We start from the raw sequence: 20,503 nt of genomic DNA, 5'->3' as shown, positions 1-20,503 counted from the left end.
ACTTTTTCTCTCATGCGTAAAAAGCCCTGGTTTTACCTGTTTGTGTTGGTGCTGTCGGTGCTGCTGGCGCTCTACACGCGCCTGACTATGGCGGTAACGGTTGAGGAATTCTACCTGTTTCCGGACGCGCCGCTCTGGCTGTTTCTAGAGGCCTTGTTGGTGGTGTACGTGCTCGACTGGCTGCACGCCCGCGCCACCCGCTCGGGGCGGGCTAGTGGCCGGGCCAACTACTACTTTGGGTTGCTATGGCGCGGGGGGCTGCTCTTCGTGGGTGGGCTGCAGCTACTGAATGGTCTGCTGGTGCTAACCGGCGTGGCGCGCGGCGACTTTGGCAACTGGTACTCCCTGGTACGCGGCTTGTCGTCGGATGCGTTTTTGTACTTGCTGGTGGGCAGCGTGTACCTGCCTTTTCTCTACCAGCAGCACGCCGCCCAAGTGCGGGTGGAGGTGGAGCGGCTGGAAAAAGAAGCCACGAAGGCCCGCTTGCAGGCTTTGCAGCAGCACGTAGATCCGCATTTTCTGTTCAACAACCTCAATATCTTGGCCGCCCTCATTGAACCCGGCAATACCACCGCCCACGACTACGTAACCCACTTGGCCAGCCTCTACCGCTACCTCGTGCGTACTCGCCAGCAGGATGCCGTGCCCGTAGCCGAGGAACTGGTCTTTTTGCACGACTACCAATTTCTGTTGCAGCGGCGTTTTGGGGCTGCGTACGTGTTTGAGGAGGACGTACAGGTATCTGCCCAGGAACTCCAGCACCTGCTGATTCCGCCCGGGGTGGGGCAGGAGTTGCTTACCAATGCCCTCAAACATAACCTGGGCAGCCGCACCCGGCCCCTGCGTGTGCGCCTCACCCTCACGGCCTCCAGCCTGCAGGTAAGCCATGCCCGCCAGCCCCGGCCGGTGCCCGCCCCCGGCGAAGGCAGCGGCCTGGCCGGGCTGCGCGCCCGTCTGGCGTTACTCCATGATACGCCTGTACGCATCGACGACACCCCGGAGCAGTTCAGCGTAACATTGCCGCTCGTACGCCACGCCTCAGTGCCAAATAAGGTAGAGTAAAACCCGGTTCGTATGCTCTCTGCTCAGTTTCGCTTTTCTGCATTATCGTAGTTTCTTACTGCTAACTACTCACCTCATGCTACGCTTGCTGTTGATTGAAGACGAGGAGCCGGCCCTCGACCAGCTACGCCGCTTTGCGCTCCAGTACGCCCCAACCGCTACTATAGTAGGTGAGTGTCAGCAAGTGAGCGAAGCGGCAGATTTCCTGCGCCAACACCCGGCCCCAGACCTTATTTTGTCAGATATCGAACTGCTTGATGGCAATGTATTCCAGCTGTTTGGGCAGGTAACCGTCAGCAGCCCAGTCATCTTCTTCACGGCCTACGACTCGTTTCTGGTGCAGGCTTTTGAGCAGAACGGCATTGCCTACGTGCTCAAGCCGGTGCAATACGCGCAATTTGCCGCTGCCATGCAGAAGTTTGAGCGGCTGCGGCAGTCATTTCAGGGGGCGGCGCTGCAGCAGTTGGCCGCTACGCTGAGCAGTGCCGCGCCAGCCCCATCCTACAAGCAGCGACTCGTTAGCAAGTCACGGCAAGGCCTGTATCTGCTTGATGTGGCCGATCTGGCGTATTTCCAGCTGCGCAACGGCGTTACGCACGCGCTTGATACCCAGGGGAGGGCCTTTGTGCTCAACGAAACCCTCAGCCAGCTCGAAACTCAACTCGACCCGGCCCGCTTCTTTCGCCTCAACCGCACCGAAATCGTGCAGCTCAGCGCCATTGAGCGGCTGGAGCCCTACTTCAACGATACGTTGGTGGTACACTTGCGCAACCAACCTGTTAGCCTCACCGCCAGCACCCACCGCACCCCCGAACTCCGCCGCTGGGTGGGCCTGAAATAACCGCCGGCCAGCATAAAAGAGCCCGCTATTCCTCGCCTAAACGAGAAGTGGCGGCCTCTCTTGCATTTCTGGAACGACCAAGTAGCTCTATTCTTCGCGGTGAACGGTGGCGGGCGAGAAGGCCGGTACACACACCGACCAATACTCGCACTCAGCATCGAAGGGGTTAGAGTAACGCACCCGTGCTCCAGCCTTAATAAGCAATGATTCTCCTGCCCCAAGCTCTACCACGTCACCGTCAATTTCAAACCGCTTGCGGCCCCGTACCACAATCGTGACTTCATCGAACTCAGGGCGCTGGTGCGGCTCGCTCCACTGGGGCGGAGCCACCATATGCGCTACACTGTATTGGCCGGTGCCAGAACTAGCCAACCCAATATGCTCCTCAATGAGTTTGCCATCGGTGGTAGGTACTACAAATGGGTTCTGCTGGCGAAAATAGCGTTTCTCTGACATGGTAGCGAGGGAAATAAAGAACGGTATAGCAAGCTGTTAGGGGCCAGCTTGCAGGCAAATAGTCCTACTAGCCTTTGGGCTGGGCGGCGTCTGGGCAAGGGCCTTTCGTGTAGGTTTTTACGCCCGCATTGGTAGCCTGGCACGCATTGCCGTAGGTTTGGTTGTTGCAGCCGCATACGGGCGCATACTCCATAGTACACATAGCGTCGGCTTTGATTTTGCTGGGGTCAATGCAATCAGCAGAGGAGGCGGTTTCGCGCTGGCAGCCTGCCAAAGACAGGAGTGCGACTGTGCAAGCAAGGAGTTTGTGCATGGGGCAGGAGGTGGAGGATACGTGGCCGGTGCCGGAGCCGGCGACCAAGCCAGAAAGGTGCGTAGTGTACGGCAAAATACAGCCGGGGGCGTACCAAGGATAGAAAAATCAAATATTTGGAGAGGCTAATTTTTTCGTGCAGCAAAACCCCGGCTGCCCCGGTGCGTATAGCTGCCCATAACCGGCCGCTACCTCAACAGCAACGCCGGTCTTATTCTGAACCCAATTTCTCATTCATTCTCTCCCCCCCCAAATCATGTCGTACCACGAAGAAGACAACTCCGGTAAAATTCTCCTCGCTGCTCTGGCCGGTGCCGGTGCTGGTATCATTGCTGGTCTGCTGATGGCTCCCGATAAAGGCAAAGCTACCCGCGAAAAACTTGGCTCCGCTGCCACCAAATACAGTGGCCAATTGGGCGAGCAGCTTTCCAAATACGGCGAGGACCTCGACTCGAAATTCAAAGGCTACATCGAAAAGCTGGAAGACCTGGGTATCTCGGGTGCCGGTTCCAAGCTGAAGCTGAAAGGCAACTGGGACGAGGCCAAAGGCAAGCTGAAGCAGCAGTACGCTCAGCTGTCGGACGAGGACCTGGACTACGCTGAAGGCAAAGGTGATGAGCTGGTAGGCCGCCTGCAGAACAAGCTGGGCAAAGCCAAGCACGAAGTAGTAAAAATGCTGAACGACCTGTAGGTCAAACAGTGCCTTGTAAAACCCCGGCCTTTTAGCAAGGCCGGGGTTTTTTTTAACCTCTTTGGGTAGAAGTCGTTAACCCCGTTAGCGTAAGTCTAAAGCAGGAGCTTATTTCATTTACATTTCCTCACCTTACTTTCTCTGCGTTATGGAAGATACCAAAGGCAAAGTGATTCTATCATTGCTAGCCGGTGCCGCGGCTGGTGTAGTGGCCGGGCTGTTACTGGCTCCCGAAACCGGTGATGATGCACGGGCCGGCCTGAAAAAGTCTGCCTCCCGCCTCAACGACGACCTCAACAAGCTTCTCAAAGATGGCAAAAGCCGGCTCAGCTCGCTAAAGGACCAAGCCCCTGCCGATTCGGAGCAACACCGCACCGACCGTACTACCGCCGATGAACTGCTGAGCTCTCTAAATCAATCCGGTAGCTCAGACTCCGATATAGGGTCAGATTCAGACTCAGACTACGACGGCATTGGTGGCGACTCCCGGCATCAGCCAGGGTACCGGGGCTAGAAAGATGAAAAATTCTTTGTGGAGGAGTAACCTTAATCATGCTGCTTCGTTGAAGAACATACAACCGTCTTAAAAGAAGATAGGAGAGGTTACAAGAGTAAAATTGCCGGCCGTGGAGCTTCTGGTAGGAACTGGTAAAACAACCCGCTAGTAAAATCACACGTTGCCCATCGCACGCTTCTCTGGTACACCCCTTTCTGAAGGGTAAGTTGGTTGTATAATAGGAAAGCCTCCCGTCCATATTTTGACGGGAGGCTTTCTTGCTTTCGTAGCAACCAGTGTGAAGTAATTATTTCTCGCTGATTTGTAACCTTCTCCTGGCACGGGCGTTAAAGCATACATAACCGACTTACAAGATGTTGAACAGGCATCTGTTGTAAAATTGCCGGCTGTAGAGCTTCTGTTGGAGAATGGTTAACAAGACCCACCAGTAAAATCGTACACGCTCATCGCAAGCTTCTTCAGAATTTCTCCTGTTTAGCAGAATAATCAGTCAGTTACAAAAGAAAGCCTCCTGCCACTACTGGCAGGAGGCTTTCTGATTTTACGCTGGTTCTAAACCGGGGCTTATTCCTCCGTTTCAGGCTTCGGGGCGTTTTCCGACTTCGTGAACTCCGGCTTCATCTGCGGGAAGAAGAGTACATCTTGGATGGAGTTGGAATTCGTCATAATCATGCTCAGGCGGTCAATACCAATGCCCAAGCCAGCCGTAGGTGGCATACCGTATTCCAGGGCCCGCAAGAAGTCCTCGTCGAGTACCATGGCCTCGGTGTCGCCGCGCTTGCCCAGTTCCAATTGGTCCTCGAAGCGTTGGCGCTGATCGATGGGGTCATTGAGTTCAGAGAAGGCGTTACAGATTTCTTTGCCGTTGCAAATGGCTTCAAAGCGCTCCACCAAACCTGGCTTGCTGCGGTGCTTCTTCGCCAGCGGCGACATCTCCACCGGATAATCGGTGATGAAGGTGGGCTGGATGAGCTTGGGCTCCACGTGCTCCCCAAAGATTTCGTCAATGATTTTGGCTTTGCCCATGCTGGGGTCAAGGCCCACTTTCAGCTCCTTGGCGGCGGCGCGCAGTTCATCCTCGCTCTTGCCGTCAATGTTAAAGCCCGTGAAGTGCTCAATGGATTCGGCCATGGTAAAGCGCTTCCAGGGGCGCTGGAAGTTGATGAGGTTCTCACCTACCTGTACTTCGGTTTTGCCGTGCAGGGCGAGGGCTACGCGCTCCACCATCTCCTCTACCAGGTCCATCATCCAATAGTAGTCCTTGTAGGCTACGTACAGCTCCATCTGGGTGAACTCGGGGTTATGGAACCGGCTCATGCCCTCGTTGCGGAAGTCCTTGCTGAACTCGTATACGCCGTCAAAACCGCCCACAATCAGGCGCTTTAGGTACAGCTCGTTGGCAATGCGCAAATACAGCGTCATGTCCAGCGTGTTGTGGTGGGTTTTGAATGGCCGGGCAGCGGCACCACCGTACAAAGGCTGCAGAATCGGTGTTTCCACCTCCAGATAGCCTTTGTCGTTGAGGTAGTTGCGCATGGCCTGTACCAGCTGGGTGCGCTTAATGAAGGCTTCGCGCACGTGCGGGTTCACCACCAAATCTACGTACCGCTGGCGGTAGCGCTGTTCCGGGTCGGAGAAGGCATCGTAAGTAACTTTTTCGCCGGTAGCCTCATCGGTACGCTCCTTTACTACGGGCAGGGGGCGCAGGCTTTTGCTCAGCACCGTAAGCCCCGTAACGTGGATGGAGGTTTCCCCTACCATCGTCTTGAACACGTGGCCCTTCACACCCACAAAGTCGCCCAGGTCCAGCAGTTTCTTGAAGACGGTATTGTACAGCTCCTTGTCTTCACCGGGGCAAATTTCGTCCCGGTTGATGTAGAGCTGAATGCGGCCCGAAGCATCCTGCAGTTCAGCAAACGAGGCCTTGCCCTTTACCCGAATTGACATCAGGCGGCCCGCCAGGCTCACATCCTGAAAGTTGTTGAGCTCGGGATGATAATTCTCGAGGATTTCCTGGGCGTAGAAGTTCACGTCGAACAACTCGGAGGGGTAGGGCTCGATGCCGAGCTTCTGGAGTTCTTCCAGTTTGTTACGACGGATTATCTCCTGTTCGCTGAGGTGCTGCATGGTACGATGAGTAAAAACAAGACCCCAACGGGGCCGCCAAATCAAGCTGCAAAAATAATCACGGATTTAGACGGATTCATCGGATTTCACGGATTTACTTCTCAGTGGCTTGGGATTAGCAGTGAGGGGATTGAAGAAATTATTTTAAATCGTTGAAGCAGCCGTAACCCACCGCAAGCAAAAAGCGCCGACCCAAAAGGCCGGCGCTTACGTGTATATGGAGTCGGAGCTAAAAAAGGTCGGAGAATAGGGTTGCCCTTTAGGCGGCCATGCGCAGCGTAGGCGCTTCGTCGCTGAGCGTAGGCTCAATGCGGGTGCGCAGGCGTTCCTGCACAAAGGTATTTTGCAGGTGCTTGGGCAGCTCGGCTACTAGCTGCTGGTAACGCTCTAGGCCCAGGGCTTTGGCCACGTAGGTTTCGTGCACGCCGTTGAGGTAGCTCACAATGTTGAGCAGGGACTGATGGAACAGCTGGAAGTCGATATCCGCCTCCACAAACCGCTCAATTTCCCGACTGGTCTGCGAGATGCGCAGGCGGCCCAGCAAGTCGAAGATGGTAGTGTAGCCCAAGCGCCAGGTAATCTGCTGCCAGTGCGCGGCCGTCCACTTGTCCAGCACTTTGCCGGTCTTCTGGCTGCGAATAGCCGTGTTGGGGTTGGCCTGCACCTGCAAACGCGTAGCCTGTGCCTTAATCTTGCGGGTGGTCCGCAGGAATTGGCCAATCTGGGCCTGGGCGTCAATCTCCTTGCCGGCAATATGCAGGCCTGCTTTGTAGCCGGCCAGGGGCAACCGATGAATGCTAAAATCACCGTAAGCCCCGGCCGCGTAAAAGGAAACCGGACGCGGGTAAGCATTGCGTACTACCAGACGGCCCACTTCCCGGCGGATAAGGGAAGGGTTAGCGCTGCGCACACCAGCCGTGTACAGGAAAGCCTGTAAACCGGCCGTAATGGTATGGTAAGCCTGCGGAAAGGTCCAATGCAAGGCATTGCGCAGGTAATCCTCGTCACCCAGTTCGGCCGTAGCACGCAGCGCATACTCCGTGCTCCAGCTGGCGTGCAGCAATTTGGTAATAGCCTGCACATCCGTGTCGGTCAACTCAGCCTGGTGGGCCCGGAAAAACGGCAGATGCTGCAGGCCACCAGTAGTGTCGTCGGCCTGCTCGATGTGGTAGTTGATAGCAAAGAAGTAATTCAGAAACACCTGCGCCGGAATCGATTTGCGCCAGGTTTCTTCGGCTTGCTTTTGCTCTTCGGTAATCAGCGGGATGATGGGCGTTTCCATGTCGTTCGTTGTCATATCTACTCAACCAAGATACTAATAAATAGGTTCTTATTTGCTAAAAATATGTGCAATATAAAATAGTATGTAAGTTACTGACTATAAGTTATTTATTTGTCATGATAGTTTGTTGATGACGTCTGGATTTTAAGGTTGATTTACTAACACATTTCATCGTGAAGTGTAGGGCACAAAAAAGCCTCCCGACTACAGCCGGGAGGCTTTTTATTTACTTACTATCGGCACTCGGTGCTTAAATCTGGTCTTTCAGCACTGCTACGGCCTCACGCAGGGTAATATCCTTTTTGAGGGGCTTAACGAAGCGCGAGGCGCGGTTTACTTTAATGGTATCAGCACCTATCTGACGGATATCGAAAGCCAGAGGGGCAATAGCCATGGGCTGGGCCGCATTCTGGATGGCCTCGTACTTATCCGATTCCGTTTTGGCCTGCACCTGTTCAGCACGGTAGTTTACCAGCTTCAGCGACACTTTGGTATCATCCTTACGCTTTACCATGCGCTGTACCATATCGGAAAGCTGCTTGAAGCTAGGGCTGGTATTAACCCGGGCTGTGCTGGCCTGCCGCAACTTGTCGATGGCAGGAGCATTGCTCCAGGCGCGGTAGCGGGCTGGCGTAATCTCGTCCCACTTCAAAGGGTAGTCGGTTTCTTTTTCGCCTTGGTCGAGGTAGCTATACGCGTCGGGCAGAACGATATCCGGAATAACACCTTTGAACTGCGTAGAGCCACCATTGATGCGGTAGAACTTCTGCGTAGTCAGTTTCAGCGAACCGAATGGCTTAATGCTGTTGAACTCAGCAGGCATGGCGTCGTCCAGGTCGAAAATACGCTGTACAGTGCCTTTGCCATACGTGCTGGCCGAACCCATGATTACGCCGCGCTTGTAATCCTGAATAGCTGCCGCCAAAATTTCCGATGCGGAGGCACTGTACTTATTCACCAGCACTACCAGGGGGCCGCTGTACTGTACCCGGGGGTCACGGTCGTTGAGGATGGTGGGGGCACCCTGACCGCCACGCACCTGCACTACGGGGCCGCTGTCAATAAATAAGCCGGCCATTTCTACTGCATCCTGCAAGGAGCCACCGCCATTGAAGCGCAGATCGAGCACTACGCCCTGCACATTCTCCTGCTTCAGCTTCTCCAGTTCTTTCTTCACATCAGCAGCCGAGCTACGGCCGCCGTTATCGTTGAAGTCAGCGTAGAAGTTTGGCAGCTTGATATAGCCTAGCTTCTTGCCTTTCTCGTCAATAGTAGCCGATTGAGCGTAGGTTTCCTCAATTACAACCACGTCGCGGATGATGGGAATAATCTTGGTGCTGTTGTCAGGCTTACGAACAGTCAGACGAACCTGGGTTCCCTTCTTACCACGAATCAGCGTGATGGCTTTATCCAAGCGCCAGCCCTCCACTGATACTGGCTCCTCGGCACCCTGTGCTACCCGGATAATGGCATCACCGGCTTTCAGCTCACCCTGCCGGTAAGAAGCCGAGCCTGGAACGATGTCAGCCACCTTAATCTGACCATCCTTCTCCTGCAGCGTGGCCCCAATACCTTCAAAACGGCCCGTCATGGCAATATCAAAGTTGTCTTTGTCGCGAGGGGCAAAGTATTCCGTATGGGGGTCGTAGGTGTTGGCAATAACGTTGGCGTACATAGCCAGCCGGTCGTTGGCGTCCGTCTGCGACAAATCCTTGAAGTAATCATCAAAGTACTTCAGCACCCGCTTGCGGGCTTCCACCTCCATTTGGGCAGGCGTACGGGTGGGCTCAGAAGTGGTAGCTGCCGAAGGAGTAGCCGTGGTAAAAGCCAAGGGCTTATCCTTCTTCTTGGCCTGCTCATCCATCATCTCCGAAACCCGCACCAACGTCTGGTACTTCAGAAACTTGCGCCACTCTTCGCGCTGAGCGGTAGCATTAGCAGCAAAGTTGGCCTTGTCGGGCTCGGTCTCAAACGTCTCTTCCGTGGTAAAGTCAAAAGGCTGAGCCAGGATTTCCCGGTACAAGCCCTGCACGTCCTTCACCCGCTGGCTCATAAGCTCCGTGCTCTTGTCTAAGAACTCGTGGGTGCCGCGTTGCACTTCGTCGTCAATGCTCTTCTGGTACTGCGACAAAGCCGCTACATCAGACTGAAGCAGAAATTTCTTGCTGCCATCCAGGCGCTTAAGGTACAAATCGAAAACGCGCTTGGAAAAGGCATCATCAATGCGCTCAGGCTGGTAATGGGCTTGGCTTAGGCCCGATAACATGGCCTTTATGAGAACCTCGTCCTTCTGCGGGGAACTGCCGTCGTTGCGCCGGTATAGCTTGTAGGAAGCCAGCACAAACACCGCCAGCAACACAGAGGCATACAAGCCTATTTTGAGTCGGGGGGAAGACATGAACTAACGGGATGAAATGAAAAAAATCGGAATCAGGGACTACCCTGCAATTGGGCTACGCAGAGCCTAAGCTACCGGTTGTACATACAACGTGCCACCTGTTATATAAGTGCCCCGCGACGGTACGCTTAACTTGGTAAAGGGCTCGAAACAGGCCCAGAGGTTGCATCAACCGTACGTAGCTACCCGTGAATATAGGGGTTCGAAAAGTAAACCCCCCAAAGATGAACAAGTGATGAGCCGACTATTGGGATATTACAAAAAAGAGGGCTCCTCCCAACACGGGAGGAGCCCTCTTTAAAAGCTATTGAAGCTGAGACTAGTAGCGACGTACTTTGTCACCGCTGCTACGACGGAACTCTTCTTCGAAGTAACGAGCGTCTTCCTCGTTGCGAGGGCGTACACCCATTACGATGTTGCCGCTTTTTACGTCAGATTCGTACTCAGTAGCGTGCTCTTCAGGAATACCCGAACCTACCAGCGCACCTACCAGGCCGCCCGTCAGGCCACCGGCACCAGCGCCAGCCAAGGCAGCAGCAATAGGACCAGCAATGATCAGACCCAGGCCGGGTAGAGCTACTGAAGTACCAATGGCAGCAATAGCACCAATAACGGCACCAGCAGTACCACCAATGGCCGAGCCTACACCGGCACCTTCCATGGCTTTGTCACCGAGTTCGGTTTCAGGAGTCTCGTCGCCGAAGTGACGCTTGCGGGTATCATCCGACATCAGCAGGTTTACATCGTCTTTGGTGTAACCACGCGACGAAAGCGACTGGTAAGCACGCTCAGCGCTGTCACGGTCACGGAACGAGCCCGTGGTGTAGTTGCTGCCTGAACCGTACGTGTGGTTGCTACCGGTTACGGCACGGGCGGCGTCGCCAGCAGCATTTTGCGTGGCATCAATGCCAGCACCAACTGCTGCGCCTACCGAGCCAGCTACGGCTGCACCCTTCTGGGTGGCGCTGTAGTCATGATGAGGATTGTTATCTGCGCCGGAGAGTGAAGAATCGCCCGTCGACGAGTTACCCATATTGCCGCTAGAGGTAGTGTTGGCACCTGTGCCGTAGCCTGTACCAGCCGAGCCAGTACCGTAGTTAGCGCCTGAACCAGTACCAGAATTAGTGGGGTTGATCGAATCGTTGTTCATGGGGGTGGAGAATTAATGAATGAATAGGAGAGAGACGCCAGCGGGGCTATGGGAAAGGAGTCCGCCGCAGGGTTTCGAGAGTCCTTAACGCAACCACAGTAGCGGGGTTGCAGATTATGTACCCGACCACTCCTATTTATTCATGCAATAAGCCCATCAACAAGCCAAAAACGCCATTTTTTGCTTACCCAAAATTTTCAAAATTCTTGTTATCCTGCCAAAAGGCCCGGCACTCCCGGCGCATGTCTTTCAGGAAATTCTCCTGTTGCTTTAATGTGCGCCATTCGCCTAGCCCGAGCCGCTCACACAGTTTGTAGAAAGCATCACCTTGCCCTTTAGAGCCTTCTACCTTTACCAGGCAACTTAGAATTGGGCGGCCTGCTTCGTACTCGTTGGTGGATATTTCAGCCAGAATCTCGTTGAGGCGGGCTTTTTCGTGGGAGATGTCCAGATTCAAGCCAAGCTCGGCTTCCTGAACCAGGTTGAGGTAGCTGGTAGTACCTACTTGCGTGCGAGAAAAGCGGATCAAATGGCTGCGTACTCGGCCAGTCATGGGCAGGGAGGATGGTGGAGTTGAAAGCGGAATGTAACAAAAAAAGTCCGTGACGGTAGGGCTTCCCTTACCGTCACGGACTCGCGCTTGCCAAAAACTGTGCCGTTCAGATATTTACCTGGTTGGCACCAAGTACTGCTATTGTACCTTCCGGCGGTTCATCTCCTTTTGAATCAACATAAACTCCCGGCTGGTTTGGCCGGCAATGGCCGTATTTTCGTCGGCCCGGCGCAGCAAGTAGGGCATAACGGCGGCTACCGGTCCGTAGGGAACATACTTGGCTGTATTGTAACCAGCGTGGGCCAGATTGTACGTGAGGTTATCACTCATGCCAAAGAGCTGGGCAAACCAGATGCGGGGGTCGGCCGGTTGAACACCTTGCTCCTGCATCAGCTGAGTAAGCAGCAGAGAACTGGCTTCATTGTGCGTACCAGCGCAAATACTGATGCGGTCAATGTGCTTTACGCAGAAGCGCAAAGCATTGTCATACAGATCATCGGTAGCGTTTTTGGTAGCGTTAATTGGGTTTTGGCGCCCCTGCTGAGCAGCCACGCGGGCTTCTTTCTCCATATAAGCGCCCCGGACGAGCTTTCCGCCCAAATAATAGCCGCCGGCCACGGCATCAGCATAAGCCTTTTCCAACGCCTCCAGCCGGTCGTGGCGGTAGAGTTGATAAGTATTCCAGACGATGGCAGACTCCCGGTTATAGCGGTGCATCATCTCGTAGGTTAGCTGATCAATGGTGTCCTGGAACCAGCTTTCCTCGGCATCTACAAAAACCCGGACGCCATGCTGATGAGCACGCGCACAAATTGCATTAATTCGCTTACGGGTTTTTTCATAGCTCAGCTGCTCGGCTGCCGTCAGGGCCTTGCCTGCCTGCACCTTTTCCAAAATGCCGGCATCTCCAACACCCGTCACCTTAAATACCGAGAAGGGAATGTGCTGGGAGCGACCCGCTAGCTCAATAGTTGCCAGAATCTCGGTAGTAGTGGCATCAAAGCTCTTATCGTTCCCCTCGCCTTCCACCGAGTAATCGAGGATGGTTCCGATGTTGTAGCGCCCCAACTCCTGAATCACGGGCAGGCATTCCTGAATGGTTTCACCTCCACAAAACTGATCAAAGATAGATTTCTTGATCAGAAAGGCCGTGCCCGGAATGTGCCATTTCAGGGCCGTTTTCATGAGGCCACCCCCGGTTTTTACCAGTGTGTTGTTGTTCATGGCCGCAAACAGCGCATACATTTTGCGCAGCTCTCCGTTGGATTTAGAGGCAAATGCAACGGCCGTGTCGTTGAAAGAAACTGGGGGGGCTTGCGTAACGGGCATAGATGGGGGTGGTTGAGCAGGGAATGGGTGGTGACTGCGCCCACAAAGATAACCCGTAATCCTGCTTTTTGACTAGCAAAGCTGGAAAGAAGGGCAACCTGTAAACCACCAAAAGCGGCCGGGAAATTCCCGCCGCTTGCTATTTACAACCAGCCATATCCATTATGAGTACTAGTGTGGTTTGTGAACAGGCAGATTGGCCGACACTTCGGGTACTACCCTCGTGTAGCTATGAGCCAGCAGCTTGCCACTGGTATCCTGCAGTTGCAGGCGGTTGCCAATAACCGAGTAATACTGGTTGTTCTGGTAGCCTCGGTAAATAATCAGGTGCTTGGACGGCTTACCGAAGCCACCCATCTCGCGCCGTACCGAAAAGGCCGCCGCGCTAATCAGAGTGCCATCTTGGTAAAAGCGGGCCCGACCACGGCGGTCAAACTCCACCACCACTTGGTGGCTGGTATTGCTGGGAGTAAGAGCTGGCCGATCTTCAGCAGTGGTTTGCTGCCATTCCCAGCGGCCGACTAAGCCTTCCTCCACAGTGGGCATGGCATCCTTGCTACAGGAGGCAAACAGAGCTCCGGCTATTGGAAGCCCCACTATGAATACAACACGAGTAAAAGAGCGCATAGTTGAATAGAAAGTAAGTTGCACATCCATGATGGAAACTCGAGGTAAATAGTTGCATCAAAACAAGCTAATTTTGTCTGATTTCTTGCAACCGTTCGTCGAAATCTTTTAAAAAAGCCATAAAATTTTGAACGAAACACTGTTTATAGGAACCTCAGCGTTGGAGCAAGTGGCGCGTATAGCTCAACAACCAGCAGTAAGCTCAATTACTGTGCTAGTTGACACACATACGGCGCGCCTATGCCTGCCTCTATTGGAGCAACATCTGCCCACAGGCTATACCCTGGTAGAAATTTCGGCGGGCGAGGAATTTAAAACGTTGGCCACCTGCGAAAGTGTATGGCAGACGCTCACCGATATTCAAGCCGACCGCCATGCGTTAGTGATAAACTTGGGTGGGGGAGTGGTAACCGACCTAGGCGGTTTCGCGGCGGCTATCTATAAGCGCGGTATCCGGTTTGTGCAGGTGCCTACCACGTTACTGGCCCAGGTAGACGCCAGCGTAGGCGGCAAAACGGCGGTAGACTTTATCGGCTTTAAAAACCAGTTGGGCGTTTTTCAGGAGCCCGCGGCCGTGTGTATTGATCCGCGTTTCCTGCAAACCCTTGATCCACGCCAGTTGAAATCGGGGTACGCGGAGGTGGTAAAACACTGGCTAATTGCAGACGCGGAGGCCTTTAGCCGTAACCGTCTGGTTGGGGTGCTGGGTATTTCTGACTGGACACTTATCATTGAGGAGTCGGTGGCCCTGAAGCAGCGCATCGTCGCCCAAGACCCCCTTGAAAATGGCTTGCGTAAGCTGCTCAACTTCGGACATACGGTAGGCCACGCTCTGGAGAGCTACCTGCTACAGCAGCCCGGCCGTGAGATTCTGCACGGGGAAGCCGTGGCAGCGGGAATGATGTGTGAGGCTTGGCTCAGTCACGAAAAAGGCTTGCTGACTCAGGTAGAGCTGGAGCAGATTGAAACGTTCTTGTTTTCGGTGTTCGAGAAAGTCCAGTTTATCAGCCTGGAAACAGAGGCAATTGCCGAATACGCCCGCCAAGACAAAAAGAATGCGGCCGGCGTCATCAATTGCACCCTCTTGCAAGGCATTGGCCACGGAGTGTACGACCAACCCGTGACTTTGCCCGAAATTGCGGCCTCCCTGCAACACTACCACCGGCTCTGAGCCGCCATCAGTCCGTTGCATTTGTTTTAACCTAGGTCGGGCCACTGGTCGTCCTGCATTGTACTTGTCCAATTATCGACTCTGTTCTAACTCTTACCGGGCCTGTGGGGCCAGTGCGCGGCACTGCACAAGTGCCGGCTTCCAAAAGTGAAAGCAACCGGGCCCTCATCATTCGGGCGCTGGCGGGGGGCGGCACGCTGCACAACCTGTCCGATGCCAACGACACCCAGCTTATGCAGCGGCTGCTGCAACAGCCTGCTGCTACCGTAGTGGATGCCGAGGACGCCGGTACAGTTATGCGCTTCCTCACGGCGTATTTGGCCATGACGGGCCGGCAAATTGAGCTAACCGGCACGGCCCGTATGAAAGAGCGGCCTATTCGGGTGCTGGTAGATGCGTTGCGCGAACTTGGAGCCCGCATTGAGTACCTGGATCAGGAAGGCTACCCGCCCCTGCGCTTACTGGGCTGCACACCTCAGCCCGCCACTGAAGAAACGGCCAGTTTCACGGAGTTGCGCGTACGCGGCGACATTAGCAGCCAGTACATTTCGGCCTTACTGATGGTGGGCCCTGCGCTGCCCCATGGTTTGCGCATTTGGCTGGAGGGCAAGGTGGGCTCCCGGCCTTACATTCGAATGACGCAGGCGCTGATGCAGCACTTCGGGGCGCAGTGCCGGGATTTGGGTGAGGTACTGGAAGCGCGCCCTCAGGCTTATCAACCCACTGATTACACCATAGAAGGCGACTGGTCGGCGGCCAGCTACTGGTATGCGGCGGTAGCCTTGGCCCCCGCCGGCTCCCACCTCACATTGCCCACTTTGCGCCGCTACTCCTGGCAGGGTGACCAGGCCATTGCCGGCATCATGGCGCAGCTTGGTGTGCACACCGAGTACTTAGCGGATGAGCAAATACGACTCAGCAAAACCACGCCGGCCAAAGAAGTGACGCAGGACTTCACGGATTGCCCTGACCTGGCCCAGACCGTGGCCGTTGTAGCTGCCGCCCTGGGCATTACCGTTATTATGACCGGACTGGAAAGTCTGCGCATTAAGGAAACCGACCGGATTGCCGCTCTGCAGATTGAGCTGGCCAAGTTTGGTGGGTTCTTGGTGGATGAGGGCGAGGGGCACTTCCGGGCCGGATCTGAGGATTTTCGGGTAGCAGGCCAGCAGGTAGCCACTTACCACGACCACCGGATGGCTATGGCGTTTGCGCCGCTGGCTTTATTGGGACCCCTTGCCATTGAAGAGCCCCGCGTGGTACGGAAGTCGTATCCGCAGTTTTGGCGGGAGCTGGAAAAAGTAGGTTTCGTAACTGACCCAGCTCCAGCGCCGGTGTTCTAGCTCTAATCTAGGCTGTGTGGCCAGTAAGCAAGCCTACATAACGTCAGTCATGCAGAGCCGGAGGCGAAGCATCTCGCGTGCTGCTGTCTGGATTATCCTTGTAACGTCAGCACGCGAGATGCTTCCTCACTGGCTCAAAGCGCCACATGTTCTGCATGACGTTCCGCTTGGGAGTAAGAAGCGTGACTGTTTACACAGCCTGGTGTATATACCGAGGCCACTTATCAGCATCGGATAAGTGGCCTCGGTGTTAATTAGGTATGCAGTTGCCGAAAGTAGTCGGCTGAGTGCTGGAGGCGGCTACCATACCAGCTGAACAGTTCACCATCCACAACCCGTATCGTAGCATCCGGGCAGATGGCCTGAAATTCCGCAACGTGCTTCTGCCCGAAAGGGTAGGGCTCCGAGGAAAGTAGAATATGGTGGGGAGCAGCGGCCTGCAGCTGTTCGGGCGTTATTTCAGGGTAGCGGCCCAAGTTGCTAAACACATTACGAAAGCCTGCCCGCCCAAGCATATCATCAATGAAAGTGTTGCCAGCGGCTACCATATAGGGTTTCCGCCAGATAAAATAGGCCGCCGATGGTAGCGTAGCCGGTGCTGCCGGTACGGCAAAAGACGCTGCAATTTCAGCGGCCAGCCTATCGGCGGCCTCCTTGCGGCCCACTAACAGCCCTACCCGCCGGATCATCGTCAGCGAATCTGGTAAGGTGTTGATGTCACTCATCCAGACCGGATAGCGCCGGGCTAGCTGCTCAATGCCTTCCCGGTAGTTTTCTTCCTTGTTGCCAATAATGAGGTCGGGCCTCAGGGCGTCAATTTTCTCGAAGTTGAAATTTTTGGTGCCTCCGATAATTGCCGCCGAATTGCGGGCCTGCGCCGGATGAATACAGAACTTGGTAACTCCCACCACCCGTGCGCCCAACCCCAGTGCAAACAGCAACTCGGTTTGGGATGGTACCAACGATACAATCCGCTGGGGCGGGAAAGGCACCATAACCCGCCGGCCCATCTGGTCGGTTACAGTAAGCGGAACCACTGGTTCGGGCAGATTCATTGGATTTGATGAATAAAGAGAGTACCGAAACTACAGAAGCCGCAGCATGTGGCTGCGGCTCCGTAAAGTCATGTATTTCGCACATAGCAGAACAAATTCGTAGAATTCAGTGAATTTGCCCGAGCCCGAGGTTACTGGAAATACCGGAAATCGTGCTTGTCCTCTATGCGCAGCAGAGTTTCGTAAATGAGTTCAATCACGCGCTGCACATCGTCCTTATGCACGGTTTCAACGGTGGTGTGCATGTATTTCAGGGGCAGCGAGATGAGGGCGGAGGCTACCCCGGCGTTGGAGTAGGCAAACGCATCGGTATCGGTGCCCGTGGCGCGGGTGGCAGCGGCCCGCTGGAAAGGAATTTCCGCGCCCTGAGCCGTTTCAATGATAAGGTCGCGCAGGTTGTTTTGCACGGCCGGGCCGTAGGTAATTACGGGGCCTTTGCCGCAAAAAATGTCGCCGGACGTCTTCTTCTCGTACATCGGCGACTGAGTATCGTGGGTTACGTCCGTTACAATGGCCACGTCCGGCTTGATACGGTGGGCTACCATTTCGGCTCCACGCAGCCCCACTTCCTCCTGCACTGCATTCACAATGTAGAGGCCGAAAGGCAGTTCCTTCTTGTTCTCTTTCAGCAAACGGGCCACTTCGGCAATCATGAACCCCCCAATGCGGTTATCCAGGGCCCGGCCCACATAAAATTTGTCGTTAAGTACCGTGAATTCGTCCTCGAACGTAACAACGGAGCCCACGTGAATGCCCATTTGCTCTACCTCTTCCTTAGAGGATGCGCCGCAGTCAAGAAACACAGTTTCGATAGTGGGGGCTTTGTCCTGCTCCACTTTGCGCACGTGGATAGCCGGCCAGCCGAACACCGCCTTTACGATGCCTTTCTTAGTGTGAATATTCACCCGCTTGCTAGGAGCCACCAACGGATCAGAGCCACCGTTTTTGCGCAGATACAGGAATCCTGATTCCGTGATGAAATTCACGAAGTAGCTGATTTCATCGGCATGGGCCTCAATCACCACTTTATATTCTGCCTTGGGGTTTACCACACCCACTACCGTACCGTAGGTGTCCACGAAATACTCGTCGATGTAGGGCTTGATGTAATCGAGCCATATTTTTTGGCCTTCCTTCTCGAAACCGGTGGGGGAGGGGTTATTGAGGTACTTCTGCAGAAAATCGAAAGACTCTGAACGCATGCGCAAAAGGGAAATTAAGATGTCAACTTGCTAGCCATTGCACGCAGGGCCAGCCCAAGCAGGGCGCACAGCCCACCACCAAGCAAACAGTAGCGGCTGACAGTGCGCGTAGAGGTATTCACGTCGGGATTTTCGCTGAGGCTGTGCAAATCCCCAGACATTACAGAACCTAGAGTAAGCAATGCCCACACCGCCGCCAAGAGCCAGCGCCCCAACCTGAACCGGAGTAGCAACCCCACTACCAAGGCTAAGCTACCCAGAGCAAAAACAATGTTGCCGGTTGCTTGCCAGTTCATGGAGGCTCAAGGTTGGTTACAATGGAATGTTGCCGTGCTTCTTACGCGGTAAGGTATCTACTTTGTTCTCCAACATTTTAAACGCCCGGATGAGCTTCTGGCGCGTCTGGGAAGGCAGAATTACTTCATCCACGAAGCCCCGATGAGCGGCGCGGTAGGGGGTAGCAAACTTCTGCTGGTACTCATCTACCTTCTCCTGCAGCTTGGCTTCGGGGTCCTCGGCCTGGGCAATTTCGCGCTTGAAGATGATTTCTGCCGCGCCTTTGGCACCCATTACGGCAATTTCGGCCGTGGGCCAGGCGTAGTTCATGTCCGCCCCGATGTGCTTGCTGTTCATCACATCATAAGCGCCGCCGTAGGCTTTGCGGGTAATAACGGTGATGCGCGGCACGGTAGCTTCGCAGAAGGCATAGAGCAGCTTGGCCCCGTTGGTGATGATACCGCGCCACTCCTGGTCGGTGCCGGGCAGGAAGCCGGGCACGTCTTCCAGCACCAATAGCGGAATATTGAACGAGTCGCAGAACCGCACAAACCGGGCAGCCTTGGTGCTGGCGTTGATATCAAGCACCCCGGCCAGTACCGCCGGCTGGTTGCCCACAATGCCGATGCTGCGGCCCCCCAGGCGGGCAAAGCCCACCACGATGTTCTCGGCGAAGTTCTGGTGCACTTCCAGGAAAGAGCCGGCGTCGATGATGCCGTCAATTACCTCCCGGATGTCGTAGGGCTGGTTGGGGTTGTCGGGGATGATAGTGTCGAGGGCGGGGCGGTTTTCGTCCTGGCCGGCCTCGTAGGGCACTAGGGGGGCGGTTTCCTCGCAGTTCTGAGGCATGTAGCTCAGGAGCTGTTTGAGGTGGTTGATGCAGGCCACTTCGTTGGCACACGAGAAATGCGTTACGCCGCTCTTGGCCGAGTGGGTGCTGGCTCCGCCCAGTTCCTCGCTGGTCACGTTTTCGTGGGTGACGGTTTTCACCACGTTGGGCCCTGTCACGAACATGTAGCTCGTGTCCTCCACCATCAGGATGAAGTCGGTAATGGCCGGCGAGTACACCGCGCCGCCCGCGCACGGCCCCATAATGGCCGAAAGCTGCGGTACTACGCCCGAAGCCAACGTGTTTTTGTAGAAGATATCGGCGTAACCGCCCAGGCTCACCACGCCTTCCTGAATCCGGGCTCCACCCGAGTCGTTGAGGCCAAGCACGGGCGCGCCGTTCTTCATGGCCAGGTCCATGATTTTCACGATTTTCTCGGCGTGGGTTTCGCTCAGGGAACCGCCAAACACCGTGAAATCCTGCGAAAACGCATACACCAGCCGGCCGTTCACGGTGCCGTAGCCCGTCACCACGCCGTCGCCGAGGTAATACTCCTTATCCAGACCGAAGTCCTTGGAGCGGTGCATTACAAACTTGCCGATTTCCTCGAACGAGCCCTCATCGAACAGCAAATCAATCCGCTCCCGGGCGGTGAGCTTGCCTTTTTTGTGCTGGGCATCAATGCGGGCCTGGCCACCGCCGAGCAGGGCCTCCTCATTTTTGCGGGCGAGAATTTCGGTTTTGCTTAGTTGGGCGTCAGCGTGCGGATCAGACATTGTGGGGTGGGAAAGAGTCAGGGTAGCTAGTTCAGTAAGAGGTTCAAAGGTAACGCACGGGGTAAGAAAAGCCGCACCAGAATTCTGAGGCGGTTTCCATACATGTCAATACAGTTAGTCGCTTCCTTCACAGGTAACCTTACCTGTGCTGCGGTCAATGCTTAAAAAGCTATGTTTTCCATAGACGGCCTCTAGTTTCGTGGAGGTGAGTTTAAGGTAGCGAACGGCCTGATGAACCGCTGCCAATCCACATTGGCTAGAAGCGTTGACTCGCCATATGATTCTGTTGTTGCGGCAAGCAATGATTACTGATTTATCAGCATCAGGAACGAAATAAATGGTACCATCTGCTGACAGAATACCTCGCTTGGTAGTAGAAGCGAAATTGACTTCAGTTTCCTTAGTAAGGAGCGTTGGATTGCACGAATACGGTGGGAGAGCCTGATAGCTTGCGTTCGACAATGCAACTGCCAATACAATGATAAAAATGGAGGACATCTTCGGA

19 protein-coding genes are annotated in these 20,503 nt (G+C 54.8%); 6 read left to right on the top strand and 13 right to left on the bottom strand.

All coding sequences use genetic code 11. The features are described from left to right. Nucleotides 1-12: 12 nt before the first annotated feature. Entirely contained in the window at nt 13-1,062 is a 1,050-nt protein-coding gene (locus ABIB60_RS10895; protein WP_354579824.1) for a sensor histidine kinase, read from the top strand. Between the two features lie 76 nt (nt 1,063-1,138). Beyond that, on the top strand, nt 1,139-1,903 hold the full coding sequence (locus ABIB60_RS10890) for a LytR/AlgR family response regulator transcription factor (RefSeq protein ID WP_354579822.1): 765 nt from the start codon (nt 1,139-1,141) through the stop codon (nt 1,901-1,903). Between the two features lie 87 nt (nt 1,904-1,990). Here ABIB60_RS10890 and ABIB60_RS10885 read toward each other — a convergent pair whose 3' ends face one another. Then, nucleotides 1,991-2,359 carry a cupin domain-containing protein gene (locus ABIB60_RS10885; RefSeq protein ID WP_354579821.1) on the bottom strand — a complete coding sequence of 123 codons (369 nt, stop codon included), beginning with the start codon at nt 2,357-2,359 and terminating at the stop codon, nt 1,991-1,993. A 67-nt stretch (nt 2,360-2,426) separates the two neighbouring features. Further along, complete coding sequence (locus ABIB60_RS10880) at nt 2,427-2,672, bottom strand: Kazal-type serine protease inhibitor family protein (protein ID WP_354579820.1); 246 nt, start codon at nt 2,670-2,672, stop codon at nt 2,427-2,429. A gap of 256 nt (nt 2,673-2,928) precedes the next feature. On the opposite strand from ABIB60_RS10880, the gene ABIB60_RS10875 reads away from it, so the two are divergent. Beyond that, nucleotides 2,929-3,363, top strand: a complete 435-nt coding sequence (locus ABIB60_RS10875; RefSeq protein WP_354579818.1) for a CsbD family protein — start codon at nt 2,929-2,931, stop codon at nt 3,361-3,363. Nucleotides 3,364-3,511: 148 nt separating this feature from the next. Then, nucleotides 3,512-3,877 (top strand): YtxH domain-containing protein, encoded by a 366-nt coding sequence (locus ABIB60_RS10870; RefSeq protein WP_354579816.1) that lies wholly within the window; start codon nt 3,512-3,514, stop codon nt 3,875-3,877. 567 nt (nt 3,878-4,444) lie between these two features. On the opposite strand, the gene lysS is transcribed toward ABIB60_RS10870, so the two are convergent. The 7 genes from lysS to ABIB60_RS10835 form a co-directional block, all read right to left on the bottom strand. Next, nucleotides 4,445-6,007, bottom strand: coding sequence for a lysine--tRNA ligase (gene lysS, locus ABIB60_RS10865; protein ID WP_315999169.1), 1,563 nt, complete (start codon nt 6,005-6,007; stop codon nt 4,445-4,447). 259 nt (nt 6,008-6,266) lie between these two features. Further along, entirely contained in the window at nt 6,267-7,304 is a 1,038-nt protein-coding gene (locus ABIB60_RS10860) for a hypothetical protein (RefSeq protein ID WP_354579814.1), read from the bottom strand. Between the two features lie 235 nt (nt 7,305-7,539). Further along, nucleotides 7,540-9,687 carry a carboxy terminal-processing peptidase gene (locus tag ABIB60_RS10855; protein ID WP_354579813.1) on the bottom strand — a complete coding sequence of 716 codons (2,148 nt, stop codon included), beginning with the start codon at nt 9,685-9,687 and terminating at the stop codon, nt 7,540-7,542. 319 nt (nt 9,688-10,006) lie between these two features. Then, the gene (locus tag ABIB60_RS10850) at nt 10,007-10,837 is read right to left on the bottom strand and encodes a hypothetical protein (protein ID WP_354579811.1); all 831 of its coding nucleotides are present in this window, start codon (nt 10,835-10,837) and stop codon (nt 10,007-10,009) included. 184 nt (nt 10,838-11,021) lie between these two features. Further along, nucleotides 11,022-11,390 (bottom strand): hypothetical protein, encoded by a 369-nt coding sequence (locus ABIB60_RS10845; RefSeq protein ID WP_315999173.1) that lies wholly within the window; start codon nt 11,388-11,390, stop codon nt 11,022-11,024. Nucleotides 11,391-11,528: 138 nt separating this feature from the next. After that, nucleotides 11,529-12,719, bottom strand: coding sequence for a proline dehydrogenase family protein (locus ABIB60_RS10840; protein WP_354579809.1), 1,191 nt, complete (start codon nt 12,717-12,719; stop codon nt 11,529-11,531). 171 nt (nt 12,720-12,890) lie between these two features. Then, nucleotides 12,891-13,346, bottom strand: a complete 456-nt coding sequence (locus ABIB60_RS10835) for a hypothetical protein (protein WP_354579808.1) — start codon at nt 13,344-13,346, stop codon at nt 12,891-12,893. 127 nt (nt 13,347-13,473) lie between these two features. Between ABIB60_RS10835 and aroB the strand changes: the two genes are divergently transcribed. Further along, nucleotides 13,474-14,517 carry a 3-dehydroquinate synthase gene (gene aroB, locus ABIB60_RS10830; RefSeq protein ID WP_354579806.1) on the top strand — a complete coding sequence of 348 codons (1,044 nt, stop codon included), beginning with the start codon at nt 13,474-13,476 and terminating at the stop codon, nt 14,515-14,517. Nucleotides 14,518-14,648: 131 nt separating this feature from the next. Continuing rightward, nucleotides 14,649-15,860, top strand: a complete 1,212-nt coding sequence (locus ABIB60_RS10825) for a 3-phosphoshikimate 1-carboxyvinyltransferase (RefSeq protein WP_354579804.1) — start codon at nt 14,649-14,651, stop codon at nt 15,858-15,860. 254 nt (nt 15,861-16,114) lie between these two features. Here the strand turns inward: ABIB60_RS10825 and ABIB60_RS10820 are convergent, their stop codons facing one another. From ABIB60_RS10820 to ABIB60_RS10805, 4 genes are all read right to left on the bottom strand, one after another. Beyond that, nucleotides 16,115-16,915 (bottom strand): ABC transporter substrate-binding protein, encoded by an 801-nt coding sequence (locus ABIB60_RS10820; RefSeq protein ID WP_354579803.1) that lies wholly within the window; start codon nt 16,913-16,915, stop codon nt 16,115-16,117. A 131-nt stretch (nt 16,916-17,046) separates the two neighbouring features. Beyond that, the gene (locus ABIB60_RS10815; RefSeq protein WP_354579801.1) at nt 17,047-18,117 is read right to left on the bottom strand and encodes a M42 family metallopeptidase; all 1,071 of its coding nucleotides are present in this window, start codon (nt 18,115-18,117) and stop codon (nt 17,047-17,049) included. 312 nt (nt 18,118-18,429) lie between these two features. Beyond that, a complete protein-coding gene (locus ABIB60_RS10810; protein ID WP_354579799.1) occupies nt 18,430-19,998 on the bottom strand; it encodes an acyl-CoA carboxylase subunit beta in 1,569 nt (522 codons plus the stop codon). A 114-nt stretch (nt 19,999-20,112) separates the two neighbouring features. Beyond that, nucleotides 20,113-20,496: a hypothetical protein gene (locus ABIB60_RS10805; protein ID WP_354579797.1), complete on the bottom strand. Its 384-nt coding sequence runs from the start codon at nt 20,494-20,496 to the stop codon at nt 20,113-20,115. Nucleotides 20,497-20,503 lie beyond the last annotated feature (7 nt).

It is taken from the genome of Hymenobacter sp. UYP22 (genome assembly GCF_040547285.1).
GTDB lineage: Bacteria > Bacteroidota > Bacteroidia > Cytophagales > Hymenobacteraceae > Hymenobacter.
The sequence above is the reverse complement of the archived record's forward strand: the minus strand, read 5'-3'. Positions and strand labels throughout refer to the sequence as shown.